This is a genomic window from Kouleothrix sp. 19917 (assembly GCF_057073505.1).
Genome location: NZ_CP097099.1, coordinates 1,801,907 through 1,823,408 on the forward strand (window position 1 = coordinate 1,801,907; position 21,502 = coordinate 1,823,408).

20 protein-coding genes are annotated in these 21,502 nt (G+C 64.6%); 5 read left to right on the top strand and 15 right to left on the bottom strand.

The window, feature by feature from the left end; translation table 11 throughout:
• Nucleotides 1–88 precede the first annotated feature (88 nt).
• Both M1P90_RS07365 and M1P90_RS07370 read right to left on the bottom strand, forming a co-directional pair.
• A complete protein-coding gene (locus tag M1P90_RS07365) occupies nt 89–1,273 on the bottom strand; it encodes a glycosyltransferase family 2 protein (RefSeq protein ID WP_483701961.1) in 1,185 nt (394 codons plus the stop codon).
• A complete protein-coding gene (locus M1P90_RS07370; RefSeq protein WP_483701962.1) occupies nt 1,270–2,487 on the bottom strand; it encodes a glycosyltransferase in 1,218 nt (405 codons plus the stop codon). Before M1P90_RS07370 ends, M1P90_RS07365 begins: the two co-directional genes overlap by 4 nt.
• Nucleotides 2,488–2,981: 494 nt before the next feature.
• On the opposite strand from M1P90_RS07370, the gene M1P90_RS07375 reads away from it, so the two are divergent.
• Nucleotides 2,982–3,962: an IS110 family RNA-guided transposase gene (locus tag M1P90_RS07375; protein WP_483698797.1), complete on the top strand. Its 981-nt coding sequence runs from the start codon at nt 2,982–2,984 to the stop codon at nt 3,960–3,962.
• A gap of 52 nt (nt 3,963–4,014) precedes the next feature.
• Here M1P90_RS07375 and M1P90_RS07380 read toward each other — a convergent pair whose 3' ends face one another.
• The 5 genes from M1P90_RS07380 to M1P90_RS07400 form a co-directional block, all read right to left on the bottom strand.
• Entirely contained in the window at nt 4,015–5,004 is a 990-nt protein-coding gene (locus M1P90_RS07380) for a 3-oxoacyl-ACP synthase III family protein (protein WP_483701963.1), read from the bottom strand.
• A 298-nt stretch (nt 5,005–5,302) separates the two neighbouring features.
• On the bottom strand, nt 5,303–6,580 hold the full coding sequence (locus M1P90_RS07385) for a glycosyltransferase (RefSeq protein ID WP_483701964.1): 1,278 nt from the start codon (nt 6,578–6,580) through the stop codon (nt 5,303–5,305).
• Nucleotides 6,568–7,398: an MBL fold metallo-hydrolase gene (locus tag M1P90_RS07390; protein WP_483701965.1), complete on the bottom strand. Its 831-nt coding sequence runs from the start codon at nt 7,396–7,398 to the stop codon at nt 6,568–6,570. Before M1P90_RS07390 ends, M1P90_RS07385 begins: the two co-directional genes overlap by 13 nt.
• Before the next feature lie 275 nt (nt 7,399–7,673).
• Nucleotides 7,674–8,633 carry an NAD-dependent epimerase/dehydratase family protein gene (locus M1P90_RS07395; RefSeq protein WP_483701966.1) on the bottom strand — a complete coding sequence of 320 codons (960 nt, stop codon included), beginning with the start codon at nt 8,631–8,633 and terminating at the stop codon, nt 7,674–7,676.
• A 3-nt stretch (nt 8,634–8,636) separates the two neighbouring features.
• Nucleotides 8,637–9,692, bottom strand: a complete 1,056-nt coding sequence (locus M1P90_RS07400; RefSeq protein ID WP_483701967.1) for an LLM class flavin-dependent oxidoreductase — start codon at nt 9,690–9,692, stop codon at nt 8,637–8,639.
• 163 nt (nt 9,693–9,855) lie between these two features.
• On the opposite strand from M1P90_RS07400, the gene M1P90_RS07405 reads away from it, so the two are divergent.
• The gene (locus tag M1P90_RS07405) at nt 9,856–10,656 is read left to right on the top strand and encodes an aminoglycoside adenylyltransferase domain-containing protein (protein WP_483701968.1); all 801 of its coding nucleotides are present in this window, start codon (nt 9,856–9,858) and stop codon (nt 10,654–10,656) included.
• A gap of 7 nt (nt 10,657–10,663) precedes the next feature.
• Here the strand turns inward: M1P90_RS07405 and M1P90_RS07410 are convergent, their stop codons facing one another.
• The 3 genes from M1P90_RS07410 to M1P90_RS07420 form a co-directional block, all read right to left on the bottom strand.
• A complete protein-coding gene (locus M1P90_RS07410; RefSeq protein WP_483701969.1) occupies nt 10,664–10,888 on the bottom strand; it encodes a hypothetical protein in 225 nt (74 codons plus the stop codon).
• A gap of 31 nt (nt 10,889–10,919) precedes the next feature.
• Nucleotides 10,920–11,399 (bottom strand): type II toxin-antitoxin system RatA family toxin, encoded by a 480-nt coding sequence (locus M1P90_RS07415; protein WP_483701970.1) that lies wholly within the window; start codon nt 11,397–11,399, stop codon nt 10,920–10,922.
• 165 nt (nt 11,400–11,564) lie between these two features.
• Entirely contained in the window at nt 11,565–12,413 is an 849-nt protein-coding gene (locus M1P90_RS07420) for a DUF2515 family protein (protein WP_483701972.1), read from the bottom strand.
• 212 nt (nt 12,414–12,625) lie between these two features.
• On the opposite strand from M1P90_RS07420, the gene M1P90_RS07425 reads away from it, so the two are divergent.
• The gene (locus M1P90_RS07425) at nt 12,626–13,096 is read left to right on the top strand and encodes a hypothetical protein (RefSeq protein ID WP_483701973.1); all 471 of its coding nucleotides are present in this window, start codon (nt 12,626–12,628) and stop codon (nt 13,094–13,096) included.
• A gap of 9 nt (nt 13,097–13,105) precedes the next feature.
• Here the strand turns inward: M1P90_RS07425 and M1P90_RS07430 are convergent, their stop codons facing one another.
• On the bottom strand, nt 13,106–13,750 hold the full coding sequence (locus M1P90_RS07430) for a DNA methyltransferase (RefSeq protein ID WP_483701974.1): 645 nt from the start codon (nt 13,748–13,750) through the stop codon (nt 13,106–13,108).
• A 341-nt stretch (nt 13,751–14,091) separates the two neighbouring features.
• On the opposite strand from M1P90_RS07430, the gene M1P90_RS07435 reads away from it, so the two are divergent.
• Nucleotides 14,092–15,393, top strand: coding sequence for an STAS domain-containing protein (locus M1P90_RS07435; protein ID WP_483701975.1), 1,302 nt, complete (start codon nt 14,092–14,094; stop codon nt 15,391–15,393).
• Nucleotides 15,394–15,521: 128 nt separating this feature from the next.
• On the top strand, nt 15,522–16,517 hold the full coding sequence (locus M1P90_RS07440; protein WP_483701976.1) for an ABC transporter substrate-binding protein: 996 nt from the start codon (nt 15,522–15,524) through the stop codon (nt 16,515–16,517).
• 72 nt (nt 16,518–16,589) lie between these two features.
• Here the strand turns inward: M1P90_RS07440 and M1P90_RS07445 are convergent, their stop codons facing one another.
• The 4 genes from M1P90_RS07445 to M1P90_RS07460 all read right to left on the bottom strand — a co-directional run bounded on the left by M1P90_RS07445 (nt 16,590) and on the right by M1P90_RS07460 (nt 21,479).
• Nucleotides 16,590–17,999 carry an L-fucose/L-arabinose isomerase family protein gene (locus M1P90_RS07445; protein WP_483701977.1) on the bottom strand — a complete coding sequence of 470 codons (1,410 nt, stop codon included), beginning with the start codon at nt 17,997–17,999 and terminating at the stop codon, nt 16,590–16,592.
• 63 nt (nt 18,000–18,062) lie between these two features.
• Nucleotides 18,063–19,574 carry an FGGY family carbohydrate kinase gene (locus M1P90_RS07450; RefSeq protein ID WP_483701978.1) on the bottom strand — a complete coding sequence of 504 codons (1,512 nt, stop codon included), beginning with the start codon at nt 19,572–19,574 and terminating at the stop codon, nt 18,063–18,065.
• A 119-nt stretch (nt 19,575–19,693) separates the two neighbouring features.
• Nucleotides 19,694–20,644, bottom strand: coding sequence for a transketolase family protein (locus tag M1P90_RS07455; RefSeq protein WP_483701979.1), 951 nt, complete (start codon nt 20,642–20,644; stop codon nt 19,694–19,696).
• Nucleotides 20,628–21,479 carry a transketolase gene (locus M1P90_RS07460; RefSeq protein ID WP_483701980.1) on the bottom strand — a complete coding sequence of 284 codons (852 nt, stop codon included), beginning with the start codon at nt 21,477–21,479 and terminating at the stop codon, nt 20,628–20,630. Before M1P90_RS07460 ends, M1P90_RS07455 begins: the two co-directional genes overlap by 17 nt.
• Nucleotides 21,480–21,502 lie beyond the last annotated feature (23 nt).

The window sequence follows — 21,502 nt, forward strand, 5'->3', positions numbered from 1 at the left end:
GCACTACGCACTACAAGGCCAAGAACGTAGTGCGTAGTGCGTAACAAACTAAACTACCCCAACCTCTGCGCCCTCTGCGCCTCTGCGGTTATTCATCCCCCGATCGCCGCCGCACAAAGCGAAATGTGCCGCCGCGCTGGACTTCCATGGCGTGCCCGCGCCATGTGATGCGCTGCGGAGCAAGCAGCGCGGCCAGCAGTTGCAGCGGGAAGGTGAGCTGGATGAGCGGCACCAGCCAGGAATAGCGCAGCGGCGCGGTTCCGCCGAAATAGCGCGCGTTGAACAAGAGGAAGATGGCGTAGCTGGCCGCAAAATACGCCCCTGCCACGCCGATTGTCCAGACGTTTGGTCGCAGCGCCACCAGCGCCAGCGCCAGCCAGGGAAAAAACACCGGCACAAGCGCCAGCGCGTACAGAACGGCCAGATCAGCGCCGTGCAGGTGGCGCAGCAGCGACTCGCGCGGGAAAATGAACCAGCGCTGGATTAGGCTCAGGTAGTGGCGGGCACCGCGCACCGAGGTGCTGACGCCGTGGCAGAGCGGCGTTTGCACCAGCCGCAGGCCGTGGGCGCGCACGCGCTGCGCCACCGCAAAATCGTCGGCCAGGGTGTGCTCGAGCCCCGCAAAGCCGCCGATCGCATCATACGTTTCGCGGCGCAGCGCGTAGAACATGCCGTTGATCGTGATTGGGGAACGCAGCATGGTGTAGGGCACATAGGTCAGCAGGCTGTGGCTGTTCACAAAATACGCCACCAGCCGCGACCAGAAGGTGCCAAAGCTGGTGTAGAACGGCAGCCCAAACACCAGGCCGGCGCGTGGCTCGGCCAGAAACGCCAGCGCGCGCTCCAGCCCGCCATCCGGCAGGCGCGTGTCGTCGTCGAGCACGCACAGCACCTCGCCATGCGCGGCCTGCGCGCCGGCCAGCAGCTTGATCAGCTTGGGATTTTCGTCGGCGGCGGGCGGCGCGAGCAGCACGAGCTGCACAGTGCAGCCGGGGTTGCGCGCTATGAGTGTGCGGCAGATCGCCTGCCCGGCCGCGTCGTCGGTGTCGACCAGCCAGATGAACTCGCGTGCGATGCTGCCGGCCGCACGCAGGTTGTGCTCCAAACACGCTGGCAGGTCGGGGTCGCCGCTGAGGATGGGCTGCAGCACGCTCACCAGCGCGGCCGGGAAGGGCGGCGGCGGCGGGCGGCGAAAAAAGCGCTCGACCATGCCGAATTTCCAGGCGCGCTCGGCCAGCACCAGCAGCGCCAGCGCGGCGAGAAGCAGCGTCACGACAACACCTCGAAGCTGCCGCCGCGGATCAGGCGCAGGCGCCGGCCACGCCATTCGATCGTGTCGCCCGCCAGCAAGCCAGCGATGACTTCCAGTGGCCCAAACAGCGCTACGATCAGCACCAGTGGCCAGCGCCCAAGCGGTGTGCTGCGCTTCAGCACGGTGTGCTCGCACCAGGCGTAGCCGCCCGCGAAGCACAGCAGCGCGCTCGCTAGCGCGCCCCAGCCCGCCCGATCTCTGCGCAGCAAGGCCAGGCAAAACAGCAATGGCACGATCAGGTTTCCCACGCTGCCGAGCGCCGAAACGGCTTGTTCGCGCCGCGTCATAAACGGCACCAGGGCCATGCGCGGCATCACGAACCAGCGGCGCATCTGCGCGTGGAAGGCGGCCAGTGTGCCAAATGTATTATCGACGTCGTAGATCAGGGGAGTTTGCTCGGCGCGCAGCCCCAGCGCCCGCACGCGCCGCGCCATTTCGTGGTCGTCGCCGAAGTGATCCTGTAGGCGCTCCATTCCGCCAGCGGCATCCCACACGGCGCGGCGCAGCGCAAAGCAGTGGCCCGTGATCGTGAAGGGCTCGGCCAGAAAGGTGAGCGGGATGTAGCTCGGCAGGGCGTTGGCATTCACGAACGCGCTCATCAGCGCCGAGGGCGCGTTCGACCAGTTGGTGTAACAGGCGACCCCGAATGTCGCGCCGACGCCGGGCTGGAACAAGGGCGGAATGAGAATATGCAGCGCATCGGGCCGCAGCGCAATGTCGTCGTCCACGCACACATATGCCGCGCCAGTGGCGTGTGGCAGCGCCGCCATGATCTTGGTGATTTTCGAGGCGAGCACGCCATCATCGGGCGCGGCAAGAACGAGCTGTGCCCACCAGCGTGGGTGCTCGGCCATGAGTGCGCGCACAAGCGCCTGAGACGCGGTGTCGGCGGCGTCGCATACCAGCAGGTGCTGCTGCGGCGCAGGGTAGTCGAGCGCGGCGCGCGTGCGCAGCATGGCCCGCAGATCGTGCGTGGCGCGTGTGACAGGCTGGATGAGCGTGACGGCGGGCCATTCCTCGGGCGCGGGCGGCGCGGGCCGGCGGAAAAAGCGCGCCACGGCCAGCAGCTTCAGCGCGCGGTCGGCGGCGTAGAGCAGCGCCAATGCGATGAGCAGGCGGTTGCGCGAAGTGCTGAATTTTGAGTGTTGAGTGTTGAGTGTTGCGTTTTTTGGCATAGTAGTCAGTTGGGTGAAAGGGTGAAAGGGTGAGCGCAGAGCGTTGGAGCACAGAGCAGTTGGCAGTGGGCAGGCGGCAGAGAGCGCGATTTGTAGTCTACCAACCTTCAAACCTGCAACCGTATGAGGGTTTAGGGTCTGGGGTTTTGGGATTGGGCTTGCAAATCGCAAACCTGCAACTTTCAAACGTTCAAACCTTTAACATGTAACCCAAAACCTCCGTGCCTCTGTGTCTTGTCTAAAAAGCCGCCAAGTGGGGCGGGTCAACAAAAGACCAATGAAGGCTCGCAGAAGTGGCTTGGCTCTGCTATCCTATGCCTTGATGCATCTCAAGGCCGCAAAAGACCGATGCGCTCGACGCTGTCACAGAGAATGGCTTTCGATGCATCGTATCGCTTGTTTCACAAGACCGTGTAAGATCCCAGTGCCCACGAGCACGTAGCCTCAAGACTGGTCCGAAACAAGCTCCTTTTCTTGTCCTTTGGAGAGCTATCATGCACATTCTCGGCATTGACCTCGCCAAACTCACCTTCGATGTCACCCTGCTGCGTGAGGGTGGCGACCGTCGCCACAAGCAGTTTCCGAACACCTCCGCTGGTTTTGAGCAGCTCCAGCAGTGGCTTCGCTCCCAGCACATTGAGCACGTGCATGCCTGTATGGAGGCAACCAATGTCTATTGGGAAGCGCTGGCTGCCTTCCTCGCCGATGCTCAGCACATCGTCAGTGTGGTTAACCCTGCCCGTATCAAGGGTTTTGCCCAAAGCCAGATGATGCGCACCAAGACCGACAAACAGGATAGCCGCATCATTGCGTTGTTCTGCTTGCAATGCCAGCCCGAAGCCTGGACACCACCCTCTGCCGCCCAGCGCCGCTTGCGTGCGCTCACACGCCATCGCGACGACTTGCTCCAAACGCGCACGCAACTGTCCAATCGCTTGGGCGATACCAGCGACACGGTGGTGCGCACGTCGCTTGAAACGGTTCTGGCAAGCGTAGAGGAGCAGATCACAAGCGTCGAGGCACAACTCAAACAGCATCTCAAAGACGAGCGTGACCTGGGCGAGCAAGCTGCGCTTCTCACGGCGATTGTCGGAATAGGTACAATCACTGCCGCTAAGTTGCTGGGGGAGTTCTGCGATATCGACGCGTATACATCGGCCAAGGCGCTGGCGGCAGACGCGGGAGTAACACCGGCGCAGCACGAATCGGGAACGAGTGTGCGGCGGCGAACACACCTCTCGAAAGTGGGCAAGGCGAGCGTGCGAGCGGCGCTGTACTGGCCGGCAATTGTGGCGATGCGACGATGCGAAGGGTTCAAGGCGTTTGCGGAACGGCTGGCAGCGCGCGGCAAAGCCAAGGGTGTGATCATCGGTGCGGTGATGCGCAAGTTGTTGCACGTGGTCTATGGTGTACTCAAGCATAAAACGCCCTTTGACCCAAACAAAGTCCTTGGCCCGACCCGTTCTTCAACGTAATATCTCTGTGGTTCATTTCCTGGTCGTCAGTCGTCCTTCGTCATTCGTCGGGCTAAAACACCAGCGCAGCCGCGCCCAGCGTCAGGCCCGCGCCGGTGCCGATCAGCGCCACGCGCTGGCCGCGCTCGACCCGCCCGGCCGCGACGGCTTCGGCCAGCGCCAGCGGGATCGACGCGGCGATGCAGTTGCCGCGCACCGCCAGATTTGCATACACCTGCGCGGGCGCAAAGCCGAGCCGGCGCGTCAGCTGCTCGACGCCGTGGCGGCTGGCCTGATGCGGGATCACAACGTCGGTGGCGGAGCGCTGCCAGCTCACCTGCGTGAAGAATTCATCCAGAAACGGCGCGATCAGGCGTGTCGCCTTCTTGAAAATTGCCGGCCCGTCCATATGAAACATATTCTGCTCGCGTGTCGTGGCCGGGTCGTTCGGGTGGTGCAGCGAGCCGCCACCCGGCAGGCGCGCAAGGTCGGCGCCGCTGCTGAACGTGGCGAAGCGCGCTCCGCACAGGGCGCTCGGCTCGCCCGGCTCGGCGCGCGTGATCACGGCGGCGGCGGCGGCGTCGCCAAACAGCACCGCGCTTTCGCGCTCGCGTGGGTTGCGCGAATGCTGGGCCGTTTCGCTGCTGACGATCAGGAGGCGGCGGTAGACGCCGGCATGGATGAACTGCGCGGCAGTGTGCAGGGCAAACAGAAAGCTCAGGCAGGTGGCGTTAATGTCGAAGCAGGCGCTCGCGCCGTCGGGCGCGCCTAGCTCGCGCTGGAGCAGCGCCGCCGTGCAGGGGATGGTCTGGTGCGGCGCGCTCGATGCGCCAATGATCGCGTCGAGGTCGGCCGGGCGCAGGCCAGCATCGTCGAGTGCCTGTGCGGCGGCGGCGGCACCCATGCTCAGCGCGGTTTCGTGCGTGACATACCGCCGTTCGCGCACGCCAGTCACCTGCTCGATCCAGCCAGACGGAATGTCAAGCTGGCGCTCAAGCTCGGCGCTGGTGACGATGCGCTCGGGCAGGTAGGCACCCAGGCCGGCGATTTTTACTGGCAGCATGCGCGTTCCTTTCGAGATAGATGAAGCTGCTACAGCGCGCGTGAAAGAGCCAAGAACAACAGAACCGGGCAGTGAGCGGTCGGCAGTATGCAGTCAGCAGTCGGCGTTCGGTCAGCACCCTGTAACCTGCAACCGCACGAGGGTTCGGGTCTGGGGTTTTGGGATTATGCCCCTGCAACGTGCAAACGTGCAACCTTCAAACCTGCAACCTGCAAACCTGCAACCTGCAAACCTCCGCGCCTCTGTGTCTCTGTGGTGAACGTGTCTGTCGTCCTTATTGTGTGGTTACGCTTCAGGTTCAAACAAGCTGCGCAATCAGCTCGGCCGCAACCGCCGCGCCTTCCTCTGCACGAAGCTGCGCGCCCAACGCAGCCGCCCGCTCGCGCATTGGCGCGTCGCTCAGCGCGTGCTCGATTGCCTGTGCCAGCGCGGGGGCCGTGAGCGCGGCGCGCGGAATCGGTGGCGGCCCAATGCCCAGGCGCTGCACCTGCGCGCCCCAAAAGCGCTGATCGCCAAAGAATGGCACGACCACCGGCGGCACGCCCGCACGCAGCGCCGTGGCAACTGTCCCGGCCCCACCGTGCGTCACCACAGCGGCGACACGCGGGAACAGCCAGGCATGTGGCACCGCGTCGGTGGCGAAAATAGTCGCAGGCAAAACCGAATCGTCCACATCGCCCCAGCCGCGAAACAGCACCGCCCGGCGCCCGCCAAGCGCCTGCACCAGCGTGCGCGTCACGCCCGCCGGGTCGCGCCCGAGCAGCAGGCTGCCAAAGCCCACATAGACAGGCGGCGGGCCAGCGGCAAGAAATTCCGCCAGCGCGGGTGGCGGCCCGTAGTCTGCTGGCGCGGGCTGCGTCCAGTAGCCGGTTACCTTCTGGCGCGCATCCCAATCGGCTGGGCGCGGGGCCAGCAGCACGCTGTAGGCATTCAGCGTCAGCGCGGGCGCGCTGGTGGCGACGCGGCGGGCCTGTGCCAGCGGGCCAAGCGCGGGCAGCCCCAACACCTTGCGGCGGGCGCGGTTCAGCGCGCCGCGCAGCAGCTGCCACCTGCCATGCGCCGACAGCGCGTGTGTCAGCCGGTTGTACCTGCCGCGCATTGGCAGCCACGCTGGCAGCACAGGAAACGACACATCCGGCCATGCGCGGGTGGCGCTGAACGGGTGCATATGCGCCGGGACGAGCGGCACGCTCAGGCGCTCGGCAATGCCCGCGCCGGGCAAGCCGCCCAGCGACGAGGCCACCAGCGCGTCGCAGCCCTGCGCCGCCGCCCAGCAGTCGGCCACAATCTGCCCCACCAGCGGGTCAACATGCTCCAGAAAGCGGCGCGCAAACCCGATCGGCAGCGCGTGTTTGCTGGCGTCGAGCGCCTGGTACACCAGCTCGAAATCCATCAGCTCGCGAATGAAGCCGCCAACCGGCGCGAACGGCACGCCCGCATCTTCGGCCAGCGCCCGGTAGTCGGCGGCTGCGGCTAGGCGCACCGCGTAGCCACGCGACTGGAGCGCCGTTCCCAGCGCCACAAAGGGCTGCACATCGCCGCGCGAGCCAAGCGCCAGGATGACTATGGTTCGCATAATTCGGCGTAGGCTTCCGGGCAGTGTGTCGGCACAATCAGCACGTCGGGGCAGGCCAGCGCAAAGGCGTGCAGCGCCGCAAGGGTGTCGCGCACCGCCGCCACATCATCCACCAGCAGCCTGGTCATTGGGTGCGGTGGGCGCAGCTCGCGGTAGGCGCGGCGCATCCACGCGCCGTCGGCGGCGAACAGCACGCGCCCGCGCTCGGTATTCGCCAGCATGCCAAGTTGCCCGCGCGCATGGCCCGGCAGCGCCACCAGCAGCAGCGAACCGTCGCCAAGCAGGTCGTGCGTGGGGCCGAGGCCAGGCAGCGGCGGGCCGGCTGGCGGGCCGAGCAATTGCGCGCGCCCGGCGAAATCGGCGGGAACAAGCGCGGGCACATAGCCGCGCCGCAATGCGGAAAAACCGCGCCGGCTTGCAAAATCGTCGTAGGCTGCGCGCGAGGCGACAAAGCGCGCCGCCGGGAAATCGCGCAGCCCGGCGACGTGATCGGCATGAAAGTGCGACACCACAATCGTGCCGATGTCGGCGGGCGCAAGGCCGAAGCGCGGGAGCTGCGCCGCCGCCGCAAGCTCGGGCCGCAGGCGCAGCGGTGTCATGCGGCGGTACAATCGGAACGGCAGGCGCTCGGTTTCCGCAAGCATATGCGGCGCGTAGCCAGCATCCCACAGGAGCCAGCCGCGCTCGGGGTGGTGGAGCAGCGCCACCAGCGCGTGGCACTCGACGGTTGCGCGCCGGCCGCCCTGGATTATCATCGATTCGCTGGCGAGGCAGTAGCCAGTGTCGAGCACATGGCAGCGCAGGGTTGGTGGGTTCATAGGCGTTTGGGTTTACAGGTTGAAAGGTTGCAAGTTTGCACGTTGCAGATTCGCGAACGGCGACCGAAAGAATCAACCGCAAAAAGTGCAAAGGGCGCGAAAGGTTGCAGGTTGCAAGTTCACAGGTTACAGGTTTGCAAGCCCAATCCCAAAACCCCAGACCCGAAACCATCATGCGCTTGCAGTTTGCAGGTTGTTGAACGACGACCGATTTTCGACTGCCACCTGCTTACTGCATACTGCCACCTGCTCACTGCATACTGTAAACTCAGCACTCAAAACTTGCGCAGCGTGCGCTCGACGCCTTCGGCGACAGAGATGCGTGGGTGGTAGCCCAGGTCGCGCCGCGCCCGGCTGATGTCGTAGGTTTGCGTGCGGCCAAGAATTGCGGTGGAATAGCGCGTCAGCATCGGCTCGCGGCCGCGAATGTGACCGCTCACTTCCATCAGCGTGGCGGCGGCCAGCGCGGCAGGGAGCGGCACGGCTTGCAGATCTGCCGGGATGCCCAGGCGGCGCAGCACCGAGCGAATCAGATCCCACAGCCGGATGTGCTCGCCATTCGTGATCGTGTAGGTTCCGCCAGTCGCGGCCGGGCTGCGCAGCGCCAGCAAGGCTGCGTCGGCCACATTTTCCACATAGGTCAGGTCGACCAGATTCTGCCCATCGCCGATCTGGCGCAGACGGCCCGCCCGCGCAGCCTGCACAATGCGCGGCAGCAGTGCGCGGTCGCCCGGCCCAAAGATCGCTTTGGGGCGCAGAATAACGGCCTGCAAGCCCCGCGCGCCATTCACTAGATCTTCGCCGAGCTTTTTTGAGCGCGAGTAGCGCGAGGCGAAGTGGCGCGGGTAGGGCGCATCTTCCGTCAGGTCGCAGTGGTCGCGCCCGGTGAAGATCACGCTGGGCGACGAGATATAGACCAGCCGCGCGCCGCTGCGCTGGCAGCCCGCCACCACGGCGGCGGTGGCGCGCACATTCGCCGCGTAGAACGCGGCCCAGCTACCCCACGCCGCCGAAAGCGCGCCAGCATGGCACACCGCCTCGGCATTGGCGCACGCATCGGCGAGGGCGCTGGCATCGCGCATGTCGAGCGTGAGCGCCTGCGCGCCGGCACGGAGCAGCGGCTGCACTTCGCGGAAATCGCGTCCAAGCAGCGTCGGCGTGTCGCCATTCGCCAGCAGCGCGCGCGCGATGTGCCGCCCCAGAAAGCCAGTCCCGCCAGTGACAAGCACGCGCACAGCTTAAGCGCTGCCTGCGCGGCGCGCAATTTCGGCGCGGGCCACTGGCGCGATGCGCGTGCCAAGCAGCTCGATCGCCCGCAGCATTGCGCTATGCTCGATGCCGCCCAGCCCAAGCTGAAGCAGCAGCCGCTGGTGGCCGAATAGCTCGTGCTGGAACAGGATTTTCTCGACGATCTCATCCGGCCCGCCCACAAAATCCGAGCCGCGCAGCGTGCGCGCCGCGTCGAACTGCGGGCGGCTCACCGGCGGCCAGCCGCGCTCGCGGCCAATTTTGTTCATTGCGGCGGCGTAGGATGGATAGTAAAGCTCGGCGGCCTGTTTCGCGTCATCAGCAATAAAGCCGTGCGAGTTGATGCTGAGCGGCAGCGGTGTTGTGTGGCCAGCGCGCGCAGCCGACCCACGGTACAGGTCGGTCAGTGGCACAAAGCGCTCGGGCATCCCGCCAATGATCGCCAGCGCCATTGGCAGGCCCAGCGTAGCCGCCCGCACCACCGACTCGGGCGTACCGCCCACGGCGATCCACACCGGCAGTTGCTCCTGCACCGGGCGCGGGTAGATGCCCTGCCCGTGCAGCGGCGCGCGGTGCTGCCCGGCCCAGGTGATGCGCTCGGCGTCGCGGATTTTCAGCAGCAGGTCGAGCTTTTCGCTGAACAGCGCGTCGTAGTCCTTCAGGTTATAGCCGAACAGCGGAAACGACTCGATAAACGAGCCGCGCCCGGCCATGATTTCGGCGCGCCCGTTCGAGATTAAATCGACGGTGGCGAATTCCTGAAACACACGCACCGGGTCATCCGAGCTCAGCACCGTCACGGCGCTGGTCAGGCGAATGCGTTTGGTGCGGGCAGCCGCCGCCGCCAGAATGGTTGCGGGCGACGAAGCGGCATATTCGGGGCGGTGATGTTCGCCAATGCCAAAGACATCCAGCCCAACCTGATCGGCCAGCTCGATGGTTTCGAGCAGCTGGCGCATGCGCTCGGCTGGCGCGGCAGTCTGCTCAACAAACGAGTACACGCCAATTTCAAACGGGGGCGCGGCGGGGGAGGTTTGCGGTTCCATAGCACTTCCTGTTGCGCGCCAGCATGCTGCGTTGGCGCGGCGGCATTATAGCATCCCGGCCGGGCGCCCACAACCGCGCCTCAGCAACACGTCAGTGCCGCTTCATCAGTTTGGCGCGCGGGGCGGGCTATACTGGCGGCACCGCAGACAAAAAGGAGAAACGATGAGCATTGCTCTTCCTGCCGAGGCGCAAGCCGTCCTGCGCGCCTATCGCGATTTGCTTGGGGTTGGCGCACCCGGTCTGGTGACGGGCTTATACCTGTACGGCTCGCTGGCGCTCGACGCCTTTAGCCCGCAGCTCAGCGACATCGATTTTGTGGCCGTCACCAGCCGCCGCTGCACACCCGACGACATTGCCGCGCTGGAACGTGTACACACGGCGCTGCTGGGCCGCTTTCCGCGCCCGTTTATGGAAGGGAATTACTTCACTGCTGAGGACATGGGGCGCTTGCGCGACGCGCTGCCGCCGCTGCCGCATGTGGTCGAAGGCGTGTTCCAGCCGAGTGGCTACCGCGACATTAGCCTGGTGAACTGGTGGGTGCTGCGCGAACGTGGCGTGGTGGTGTGGGGGCCGCCAGTGGCCGAATATAGCTATACCATCGGCTGGGATGAGCTATTAGCAGGCATGTACGAAAACCTGAACAGCTACTGGGCGGCCTACACAGCCAACCCGCGCGCGCTGGCCTGGCTCATGACCGACGCCGGGGTGGAGTGGACCGTGCTGGGCGTGCTGCGGCTGTTCTACACCTTCCGCGAACGCGACATAACGTCCAAAGCGGGCGCGGGCCGCTACGCACTGGAGCATCTGCCGGCGCGCTGGCACGGCCTGATCCGCTACGCCCTGAGCGTGCGCCAGGGTGAGTCGCCCGCGCCCTACCGCTCGCGGCTCACACGCGCACTGGAAACACGCGCCTTTGTGCGCGATGTCATTGCCACCTGCAATGCCGAGCGCGCCGCTGCCTAGCTGCCCGTTAGCGCGCCCTGCGCATCAGGATGCGCGCCGCAGCGACGAGATTTGCCAGCGCGAACAGCAGCAGCGGCGTGGCGCAGAAAATCATGCGCAGCTCGCGCCCGGCGTTTGGGTTGGAAGCCCAGCTTGGCTTAGGCGCGGGCGCTACGCCGGCCCAGATTGCGCCAAGCAGCGCGATGCCGGCTATGAACAGACAGAAGAGTGCTGAGTTTGGCATGCGTCGCATCGTGTGTTCCTCGTGTGCTGATATGGCGTTTCTATACCGCCGCGAATGCCAGGCGCTCCAGCAGGTCGGTTGTTTCGACCGTGCGCTTCAGCGCGACGAGGCGCTGCATCACGTCGTGGCCGAACACGCGCTTGAGAATCGGATCGAACGCGAAGCCGAGCCAGCGTGGGTTTGCCGCAATATGGTAGCGAAAAATCACGCGCGTGATGCCATTGCCCTGTTCCTGAAAGCGCCACGAGCCGGCAAATGCCGAAATAATCGCCGGGCCGCGAGTCATTTTCACTGCCACCACGCGCGGCGGCCGAAACGACACATACTCGGTTTCCATGCCCAGGCCGTTGCGTGCCACGCACCAGGCGCGCGCGCCCAGCCCCGCCGTCGTCGCGCCGCCCACCAGCCGCGCTTCTTTCAAAAACGGGTCCCAATCGAGCCGGTGGTCGTAGTCCTGCGTCAGGCGGAACAGCGCCAGGGCGTCGGCGCGAATATCGATCTGCTGCTCAAACGTTGGCATGGCGTGCTTCTTTCTGCAATAACTGACGATGGACGAATGACGATGGGAAACTACCGCAAAGACGCAACGGGCGCAGAGATTGACAATTTACGATTCGCAACCTGCAACCTTCAACCTGCAAACCTGCAACCTGCAAACCCGCCAACTTGCAACCTGAAAACCCGCTCACGCCAGCGCGATCTTCCAGCCGAGCGCGCGGCGCTTCAGGCGCATCGGCAGCGGGAAAGGCGGCCCGCCGATCAGCCAGCCTTGCAGCTGCTCGGCCACGCGCGCGGGCTGCGCGGCATCGAGCGCCTGCCAGCGCGGCAGCATGCTGGTTTCGATCCAGCGCCAGCGCTGCTCGAAAACCGCCATATTCGCGCCCGGCTCGAAGTCGTCGATCGTTTCGAGGTGGCCGGGAATGGGCGACAGCACCCAGCCCGACATGCGCCGCCACAAGCGCTCGTTCCCATCATATACCGCTGGCTGCAAAATCGTGCGCTGCTCGTAGTGCAGCAGGCCGCGATTGCCCGCCCACACCAGCGCGGGCGTGCCCGTGCGGCGGCCATCGTCGATCTGGCGCCAGGCGTGGTAGACGGCGCGCGGCACCTGCCCGGCGCGGAAAGCCCGGCGAATTTCCGGCAGGCCGCCGCTCTCGTAGGCCATGTGCTGCCAGTAAATATCGTGGAAGACGGCCAGGTTACCCACGCCCAGCGTGCCCGCAATTGCTGCCACCTCGCGCCCAAACAGGTTGATTGCGGTGGAAAGGCGCGACTGATGCAGGTAGTGGGTCATATACATCCCGCGCCCCACCGCCGCCGAGGTGAGCGCGGCCATGCCGGCCCACTTGTAGATCGCGGGGTTGCGCAGGTACATCTCGGCATAGGCTGCCGTCACGAACTCGTTGCGGCGCACCACAGCAGCGTGGCCGCCCAGCGGGCCAGGGTTATACTCAATGCGGCGGTTGGCGCGCGCCTGCCAGCGGCCACGCATGTCGGCGCTCTGCTCGGCGTGTGAAAGTTGCGGGCTTGTCATTGCGTGCTCCTGGCTTGCCTTTTTGCTTCTGGCACATACGACGCCCCGGCGCTGGGCAGGGTTACGCCCGCGCCACGAAATCAGCCCTTTGGCGGAGCAGCCCGCATCATAGCTCCGTAAAAAGTACCAGCCGCGAATATCCCTTGATTCCTATTTCGCGGGTGCAGAAGGCGTGCTACAGTGTGCTTCGAACAATCTATTCGGAGGCATTCTTGACAACATCGACCCCTTCCTCCTTCACCACCGTTGCGGAGCACGAGGGCCCAACGGTACCCGGCGAGGCCTTGCCCGCCGGAATGTGGCCGCCCGCCAGCACACTTGAGTTTGTTGTGGAACAAGCTGAGCCGGTGGCGGCTTCAAACATTGTGGTGTATGCCCCGCCGCCCATAGTCAGCCCGCCAATTGCCCCCAACCCAGTGCCAATTGCCGAACCTGCGCAGGCACAGCTGCGTGGGCGGGTTGCGCGGCGCCAGGCACCTTTCCTAATCATGCTTGGCGTTTCAACGCTGGTAGGCGGGCTGGCGCTGCTGGCAATGGGGGTATTGCGGCTGCGCATGCTTGGCGCGGTGCCGGTTTCGCCAATCTACTTTCGCAACATGGCCGCCGCGCTCGTTTCGGGCACGCTCATGGTGCTTGGCGCGGGCATTGGCCTCGCCGAAGTGCTTGGCTTGCTGCGGAAATAAGGCTTCACCTTACCCCGGCGCGCGGAACACCAGGCAGTAGCTGTGATCGTAGCCATAGGCGTAATGATCCCAGCTCACCACAACTTCCCCTTCAAAGGCAAGCACTTCCCCAACTGCGCGGGCGGCATCCCAGGCCAGCATGGTCGTGCCGCCCGGCCCCTTCAGGTTCGCAACCTCGAGCACAGCACGCGCCCCCGGCCGCAGCAGCGGCGCAATGCCCGCATAGATCTGCGTGAGCGTTGCCAGATAAGCCGCATAGGCGTCGGCGCGCTGCTCGCCGGTAAGCACGTTTTCCATTTCATCGTGCGCCATAAACGGCGGCGAAGTCATGCAGAAATCAACCGGCGGCAGGCCGTAGCCCGCCAGATGCCGGGCGTCGCCGTGGCGCAGCCGCTGCGGGTGCGCCAGCAAGGTGCGCGCATAGGCCACGCGCCGCGCGTCGGCCTCGACGCCGTAGCCAGCGCGATCCATTGCCTCGCAGGCGACGAGCGTAGTGCCATAACCCGCGAACGGGTCGAGCACCGTGTCGCCGGGGCGCGTGTACTGGCGCACGAATGTTGCAACTAGCTCCTCGGGGTAGCGCAGCTCTTCATCGCGGAATTGGTCGGGCAGGCGGCGGCGCTGCTGATTTTTCAGGCGGATCAGGGTGCGCATAAGGTCAGCTCCAGCAGGGCGCGGCGGATGTGCTGCACGATACGTGCTTGTGCGCAGCTTGTCAATTGGCCGCGCCGCAAATGCCAATTTGCTACAAGGTGTCGCACTATACGTTCCAAATCGCTCAATTGCCCCGCCACACCAGCTTGTACACGAATAGAACGATTTCGGTACAATAGTGTTTTTTTCTGAAAAAAAGAACTATCGTATTATTCGTGGTGAGCGACACAACCCTAAAGCGTCGTCGGTGCAACCATGTTGATGCCCGTCTTCACTCCGAACGTCACACTCGCGCGCTTTGCCACGAAAGCGCGCCAACACATTTTGCCCAGGAGCACCCAATGACCATGGCAAGCGGCAACCCATCGCGCCTGACCTTTCAACTGCGCCTTGTGCTGGCCCTGGGCGTGCTGAGCCTGCTTGTTGCGATTATTGCCGGCCTGGCCATTTGGGGTGTTGCTAGCTTGCGGGCATCGGCGCGGCAGGCTTCGAACGACAACCAGCTCAGCCAGCTTGCCAGCAACGTGGTGATTCAGGCGCTGTTGTGCCGCGGCTACGAGAAAGATTTTTTTCTCAACGCCGGGAACCTCGACGCTCAGGATCAGCCGCTGCAGCACTGGCATGAAGTGAGCCTGGATCTGCGGCGGGCGATTAAAGATTTTGAAGCCGCAGCCACCACCGATGCCGACCGCCAGCAGGCGCAGATGTGGCGCGATTCGTGGGGCGTCTATATCAAGGATTTTGGCCGCGTCGAGATTGCTATCAATGTTGGCGAAATCAAAACGCCGCAGGATGCCCTCGATAGCTTCGAACCATATCAGGATAATATTCAGGCGATAACTCAGCAGGCGGTTGCAGTCGCAAAAAGCAAAGCCGAGTCGGCTCAGGCGTCATCACAGAATGCCGATATCGTTGCTGGGAACACGACGTGGGAGATTGTGGTGGCGGCGGCGCTGGTGTTTATTGCCTCGGTTGCGTGGTCGCTTCTTTTCCCGGCCTGGCTCACCCGCCCAATTAAAGTGCTTCAGCGTGCGGCAACCCGCCTTTCATCCGGCGATCTGAGCGCGCGCGTTGGCCTGGCTCGCCAGGACGAACTGGGCGCGCTGGCACAAAGCTTCGACCGCATGGCGCAGATTATTCAATACAACACAAACGACCTGGAGGCGCAATACGCCAGCGCCTCGGCGGCGCGCGCCGCAGCAGAGGCGGCTCGCTGTGAAATTGCCGAGCAGCTTGCCACAATCGAGCAGCAGCGCGCCGTGATTTCGGAAATGAGCGTGCCGATCCTGCCGCTGAACACGCAAACGCTGGTGATGCCACTGGTTGGCGCGCTCGACAGCACGCGGATCGTGCAAGTGCAGTCGCGTGCGCTCCACGCCATCGAAAAATCTGCCGCGCGCTACCTTATTCTTGACATCACCGGCGTTCCAATTGTCGATACCCAGGTGGCGGCAGGCCTGCTGCAGGTTGTGCAGGCCGCGCGTATTCTGGGCTGCGAAGTGATGCTTGTCGGCATTCGGCCCGAGGTTGCGCAGGCGGTCGTGGGCCTCGGCATTGACCTCGGCGCGATTACCACGCGCAGCACGCTGCAGGATGGCGTGAACGCCTTGCTGCGGCGGATTTACCGCCAGGAAATGGCCTAAACACACCCGCCGAAAGGCAGAATACTCACGCGCCGCGCTGCGCCCGCGTCGATCCCCGATCGGGCTTGGCTGTGCCAAGAATGCGCACGTTCTTCAATTTAACCAGCTTCGTTGCAAAGGAAAGAACAATGAGGAAGAATCGACTGTTTGCACATCTGCTGATCGGCCTGTGGCTGATCGCGCTGGCGGGCTGCGGGGCAGCGCCCGAGGCCAGCGCACCGGCAGCGGCCACCAACAAGGCGGGGAAGACCTATAAGGATCTGGTGATTGGCTATGCGCAAATCGGTGCCGAAAGCGAGTGGCGCACGGCCAACACGCAGTCGATTCAGGAAACCGCGCTCCAGCTTGGCGCGCAGCTGAAGTTTTACGATGCGCAGCAGAAGCAGGAAAACCAGATCAAGGCGATTCGCTCGTTTATTGCGCAGAAGGTCGATGTGATCGGTATCTCGCCGGTTGTCGAAACGGGCTGGGACGAGATATTCAAGGAAGCAAAAGACGCGGGTATCCCGCTCATTCTGGTTGATCGCCACGCCAAAGTTGCCAACGACATGTTCACCGCGTTTATTGGCTCGGATTTCAGGCTGGAAGGCGAAAAAGCCTGCCAGGAAATGGGCCAGTTGCTTGGCGGCAAGGGCAATATTGTCGAGCTGGAAGGCACGGTTGGCTCCGCGCCAGCGATCGACCGCAAGGCCGGCTTCCACGACTGCCTGACCGCCACGCCGGGCATGAAGGTGCTGGCTTCGGAAACGGGCGACTTCACACGCGCCAAGGGCAAGGACGTCATGCGAACGTTTCTGAAGACCTATGGCAAGGAGATCAACGCCCTGTACGCGCATAACGACGACATGGCGCTGGGTGCGATTCAGGCGATTGAAGAAGCGGGCATGAAGCCGGGCGTGGATATCAAGATCGTCTCGGTCGATGCGGTGCGCGGCGCGTTCGAGGCGATGATCGCTGGCAAGCTGAATGTGACGGTGGAATGCAACCCGCTGCTTGGCCCGCAGTTCTTCGAAACGGCGCTGAAAATTGCGAATGGCGAGCCAGTGGAGAAGTGGGTGAAATCCAAGGAAAGCGTGTATCGCCAGGAGGTCGCGGTTAGCGAGCTGCCGAACCGCAAGTATTGAGGCATTGGCCGCAGGCACACAAACCCCGCAGCGACGTTCATCGCTGCGGGGTTTGTGTGTTTGGCGGGTGGCTTAACCCTGATGATAGTAGGTTTCCCAGCCAAAGTAGGTTTCGAAGCTTTCTTTCAGCACCGCCGCGACGTGCGAGCCCGACATGGCGACGTGGTGCTCGAAGCCGTTTTTGCAGATATACTGCATCAGCTTGGGCAGGCCGCCAACCTGCACCACCGCGCGGTTGCCAAAGGTCTGCAGCGGGTCGTTGGTGAAGTGGCCTTCGCCAACATAGGCCTTGATCCGGCCTTCGCGGTCGTCGGTGGAGATGCGCGCAAAGCTCATTGGGCCAGCGGGTGTGCGGCCGGCCAGCGCGCCATAGGTGTTTTCGACGCCGAGCGTGCTGCCCAGGATCGGCGCGACCGAGATCTCGATGTCGGGCAGGAAGCTCTTGGCCCAGTTGCCGCAGTGGAAAAACACGCACTTGTCGGGGTCGCCCGCGTAGTTGTTGTTCCAGTCGACCAGTGCGCTGGGCGTGCCCGAGGCGAGCTGGAGCGCGTACATTGCCAGCACGCCAACAATGTCGACTTCGCAGGCGCTGGGCATGAGCTTTTCGCTCATCATGCTCATGATCGTGCAGGCGTTGACGCCGTAGTTGAGCTGGAGCGACGACCAGCATTGTATTGCGGTTGCCTGAATTTCGTTGGCTGCCATCCAATCGCCCAGCGCGATGCCGAGCTTGGCCATCAGCGTGAGCGAGCGCGCCGGCACGCTGCCCGAGGCTGCATAGGCGCGAATTTCGTCGAGCTTGGCCTTGACGCGGGCGTGGTTGTCGGGCAGGCGGTTGGCGTCGCCCAGCACCTCGGAGAAATCGACCGTGACGACGGTGATGCCCGATTGCTCAAGCAGCTTCTCGCTGAAGCGCACGGTGTTGAAGTTGCCGGGCCGCGCGCCCACCGCGCCCAGGCGCACGTTGCGCAGGCCGCGCCGCACCTTGGCACCGGCCGCAAAGCGCAGCAGGTCGGTCTGGAAGCTGGGCGAGCTGGGGTGCACAGTGTGTTCTTCGGTGAGCGTGTAGGGGATGCCATACTGGCGCAGGTTGTTGCACACCGAGATTTTGCCGCAGAAGGCGTCGCGGCGGCGCTCGACGCTCAGGCGGCCCAGGTCGTCGGGGTAGGCTTGCACCAGCACTGGCACGTCGAGCGCGGCCAGGCGCAATGTGTCGGCCACGCCCTTTTCGTCGCCAAAGTTGGGCAGGCACACCAGCACGCCGTCGATATTGGCGCGGTTGGCGCTAAACAGCTCGGCGCAGCGGCGGGCGTGCGCGTAGGTTTCGACCGAGCCGAGCTTGGTGTCGGTTTCGTCGAGAATGACGGGTTGGATGTCGAGCTTCTCAAACAGCGCCATCAGGTCGGTGCGCGCCTCGCTGATCAGCCGGTCGGGGAAGAAATCGCGGTTGCCGAGGATTACGCCCAAAGTAGCATGGGCCATGGTTGCCTCTCTTTCGTCGCGTCTGTGCGAATGGCTTCTCTTGGTGTGTACGTTTTCCCAGGGTTAAGCGAATGCTCCTGTGGCGGTGCCAAGCGTAGCGCGCGCCACGGCGGCCTGCCAGCCTGCATAGCGGCGGGCGCGCTCGGCGTCGGGCATGTGCGGCGGGAAGGAATCGCGCGGGCGTGGCAGCGCGGCAATCGCGTCGAGCGAGGGCCAGATGCCGGCTTCGAGCCCGGCCAGGTAGGCCGCGCCCAGCGGCGAGGCTTCGGCCGAAACGCTGCGCAGCACCGGGCAGCCGATCACGTCGGCCTGAAACTGCATGAGCTGGTCGTTGCGCGTGGCCCCGCCGTCGGCCAGCAATTGTGTGAGCGGCGCGCCGGCCTCGGCCTGCATCACGTCAAACACGTCGCGCACCTGGTAGGCAATTGCGTCGAGCGTGGCGCGCGCAAGCTGTGCAACCGTCGAGCCGCGCGTCAGCCCGGCAATCAGCCCGCGCGCGGCGTCGTTCCAGTGCGGCGCGCCCAGGCCGACGAACGCCGGCACGAGGTAGATGTCGCCGGCATCGGGCACGCTGGCGGCCAGTTCTGCCACTTGCGCGGCGGGCTGCGCCAAGCCCAGAAATTCGCCCAGCCACTGCACCGCCGCGCCCGATACGGCAATGTTGCCTTCCAGCGCATAGGTGATCTGATCGGGGCCGAGCGCCCAGGCGATTGTGGTGGAAAGGCCGTGCCGCGAAAGCACAGGCGCGGGCGTGGGCGTCATCAGCGAGGAGCCAGTGCCGTAGGTGGCTTTGATCGTGCCGGGCGCGAAGCCGGCCTGCCCAAACAGCGCGGCGTGCGAGTCGCCAATCATGCTCAGGATGGGCAGGCCAGCCGGTAGCCGCCCGAGCGCCACGCTGCGTCCGAAATCCGCGCGCGAAGGCAGCAGCGCGGGCAGGCCCGCGCGTGGCACACCAAACAGGTCGAGCAGCTCGCCGTCCCAGCGGGCGGTGTGAATGTTCAGCAGCTGCGTGCGCGAGGCGTTGGTCAGGTCGCAGGCGTGGGTTGCACCGCCGGTCAGGTTCCACAGCACCCAGCTATCCATTGTGCCCAGGCACAGCTCGCCGCGGCTGGCGCGCCCATGGCCGTCGGGTGTATGTTCGAGCAGCCAGCGCATTTTGCTGCCGGAAAACAGCGGGTCGATCGCAAGGCCGGTGCGCTCGGCCAGCATGTCGCTCAGGCCACGAGCGCGCAACTCGGCACAGAAGTCGGCGCTGCGCCGGCACTGCCACACGACCACCGGGCCGAGCGGCTGGCTGCTGGCGCGATCCCACAGCGTGACCGACTCGCGCTGGTTGGTGATGGCGATTGCCGCCAGCGCGTCGAGGTTCGCGCCAGCCAGGCACTCATCAATCGCTGCGCGCACGCTTTGCCAGATTTCGCCAGCGTCCTGTTCGACCCAGGCCGGCTCGGGGTAGCGCTGGGCCAGCGGGCGCGATGCCTGCGTCACAATCGCGCCACCCGCATCGACCAGCAGCACCTTGGTGTTGGTCGTGCCCTGGTCGATCGCCAGGATCAGCTCGTTCTGCTTCGCCATTGAATGCCTCTTGTATGTGTTCCGCAGCTTACATAATCCACAGATGACGCAGATTACACAGATAAGGTTCTAAAGTGAAACATAATCTGCGTCATCTGTGTCATCTGTGGATGACGACCCTACCCCCGCACACTCTTCTCACCCACGAGCTCCAGCGCAGCATCGCGAATGCCCGCCGCGCTCAGGCCGAAATGATCGAGCAGCCATTCGGCCGAGCCGGTGGGCGCAAACACGCCCGGCACGCCCAGGATGCGCATTGGCACAGGATGGCTTTGCACCACCACCTCAGCCACGGCGCTGCCCAGCCCACCATACACGCTATGCTCCTCGGCAGTGACGATATGCCCGGTTTCGGCGGCGGCCGCCAGCACTGCATCGCGGTCGAGCGGGCGCACGGTGGACATATTCAGCACGCGGGCCTGCACGCCTGCGGCGGCCAGCAGATCAGCCGCCTCCAGCGCACGCGTTACCATCACACCATTGGCGATCAGCGTGACATCGCTGCCTTCGCGCAGGCGCGCGGCCTTGCCAATCGTGAACTGGTAGCTGCTGTCGTGCACCATCGGCACGGCCATGCGGCTCACGCGCAGAAACAGCGGGCCGACGGTCGCCGCCGCCACACGCGTGGCCTGCTCGGTTTCGAGCGGGTCAGCGGTGACGACCACAGTCATGTTGGCGATGGCGCGCAGCCAGGCCATGTCTTCGATCGAGTGGTGCGTCGGGCCAAGCTCGCCATAGGCCATGCCCGGGCTCATGCCCACCAGCTTGACGTTCGTGTCAGAATAGGCCACGTCGGCCTTGATCTGCTCCAGCGCGCGCCCAGTCAGGAAGCACGACGCCGCACAGACAAACGGGATCTTGCCGCTGTTCGCCAGCCCCGCCGCCAGCCCAACCATGGTCTGCTCGGCAATGCCGACGTTGATCAGCCGGTCGGGGAAGCGCTTGCCGAAGCCGCCGATCTTGCTGGAGCCGACCGAGTCGTTCACCACCGCGCAGATGCGCTGGTCCTGAACGGCAACATCTTCAATTGCGGCGGCGAAGGCGTCGCGGCAGTCATAGCGCTGGCTCATAGCCGTCTCCTCCCTCGTCGAGTTCTTGCAGGGCGCGGGCATATTCTTCGGCGGTGGGAACGCGGTGGTGCCAGGCCGGCCGGTCGCGCATGAACGAAACGCCCTGGCCCTTGTGCGTGTGCGCGATGATGCAGTTCGGCTTGCCCCACTGGAAGGGCAGTTCCTCGAACACGTCCAGCAGCGCGCCGTAATCGTGGCCATTGACCTCGCGCACGGCAAAGCCAAATGCAGCCCATTTGTCGGGTAGCGGGTCGAGGTGCATGGTGCGCTCGGTGAAGTCGCCCTGCTGCAAGCCGTTGCGGTCCACAATCACGGTCAGGTTGTCGAGCTTGTAGTGCGCGGCAGACAGCGCGGCTTCCCAGTTGCTGCCTTCTTGCAGCTCGCCGTCGCCGGTGAGCACAAAGGTGCGCCAGGCCGCGCCATCCATTTTTGCGCCGAGCGCGCAGCCCACCGCCACCGGCAGGCCATGACCGAGCGGGCCGGTGTTGGTTTCCACGCCGGGCACTTTGGTGCGGTTCGGGTGGCCGTTCAGGCGCGAAAGCGGCTGCGCAAAGGTCGCCAGCTCATCAATCGGGAAAAAACCGGCGTGCGCAAGCGTGGTGTAGAGCGCCACAGCTGAATGACCTTTGCTGAGAATAAAGCGGTCGCGGTCGGGCTTGTTCGGCTCGCGCGGGTCGATATTCAGCACACTGAAGTAGAGCGTCACCAGAATATCGGTGGCCGACATTTCGCCGCCCACATGGCCGAGTTTTGCGTTGTAGATGGTTTGAATGTCGCGCCGCCGCACCGCCGTCGCCAGCGCCCGCAGCCGCTCGATCTGTTTGCGGTCGATCATCGTTTTCCTCGCTCGTGCCGCTT

Bases quoted from the DNA above. Each gene is read 5' to 3' on its own strand.
- M1P90_RS07370 (WP_483701962.1), bottom strand. From the start codon at position 2,487: ATGCCAAAAAACGCAACACTCAACACTCAACACTCAAAATTCAGCACT.
- M1P90_RS07375 (WP_483698797.1), top strand. From the start codon at position 2,982: ATGCACATTCTCGGCATTGACCTCGCCAAACTCACCTTCGATGTCACC.
- M1P90_RS07380 (WP_483701963.1), bottom strand. From the start codon at position 5,004: ATGCTGCCAGTAAAAATCGCCGGCCTGGGTGCCTACCTGCCCGAGCGC.
- M1P90_RS07385 (WP_483701964.1), bottom strand. From the start codon at position 6,580: ATGCGAACCATAGTCATCCTGGCGCTTGGCTCGCGCGGCGATGTGCAG.
- M1P90_RS07390 (WP_483701965.1), bottom strand. From the start codon at position 7,398: ATGAACCCACCAACCCTGCGCTGCCATGTGCTCGACACTGGCTACTGC.
- M1P90_RS07400 (WP_483701967.1), bottom strand. From the start codon at position 9,692: ATGGAACCGCAAACCTCCCCCGCCGCGCCCCCGTTTGAAATTGGCGTG.
- M1P90_RS07405 (WP_483701968.1), top strand. From the start codon at position 9,856: ATGAGCATTGCTCTTCCTGCCGAGGCGCAAGCCGTCCTGCGCGCCTAT.
- M1P90_RS07410 (WP_483701969.1), bottom strand. From the start codon at position 10,888: ATGCGACGCATGCCAAACTCAGCACTCTTCTGTCTGTTCATAGCCGGC.
- M1P90_RS07415 (WP_483701970.1), bottom strand. From the start codon at position 11,399: ATGCCAACGTTTGAGCAGCAGATCGATATTCGCGCCGACGCCCTGGCG.
- M1P90_RS07420 (WP_483701972.1), bottom strand. From the start codon at position 12,413: ATGACAAGCCCGCAACTTTCACACGCCGAGCAGAGCGCCGACATGCGT.
- M1P90_RS07430 (WP_483701974.1), bottom strand. From the start codon at position 13,750: ATGCGCACCCTGATCCGCCTGAAAAATCAGCAGCGCCGCCGCCTGCCC.
- M1P90_RS07435 (WP_483701975.1), top strand. From the start codon at position 14,092: ATGACCATGGCAAGCGGCAACCCATCGCGCCTGACCTTTCAACTGCGC.
- M1P90_RS07440 (WP_483701976.1), top strand. From the start codon at position 15,522: ATGAGGAAGAATCGACTGTTTGCACATCTGCTGATCGGCCTGTGGCTG.
- M1P90_RS07445 (WP_483701977.1), bottom strand. From the start codon at position 17,999: ATGGCCCATGCTACTTTGGGCGTAATCCTCGGCAACCGCGATTTCTTC.
- M1P90_RS07450 (WP_483701978.1), bottom strand. From the start codon at position 19,574: ATGGCGAAGCAGAACGAGCTGATCCTGGCGATCGACCAGGGCACGACC.
- M1P90_RS07455 (WP_483701979.1), bottom strand. From the start codon at position 20,644: ATGAGCCAGCGCTATGACTGCCGCGACGCCTTCGCCGCCGCAATTGAA.
- M1P90_RS07460 (WP_483701980.1), bottom strand. From the start codon at position 21,479: ATGATCGACCGCAAACAGATCGAGCGGCTGCGGGCGCTGGCGACGGCG.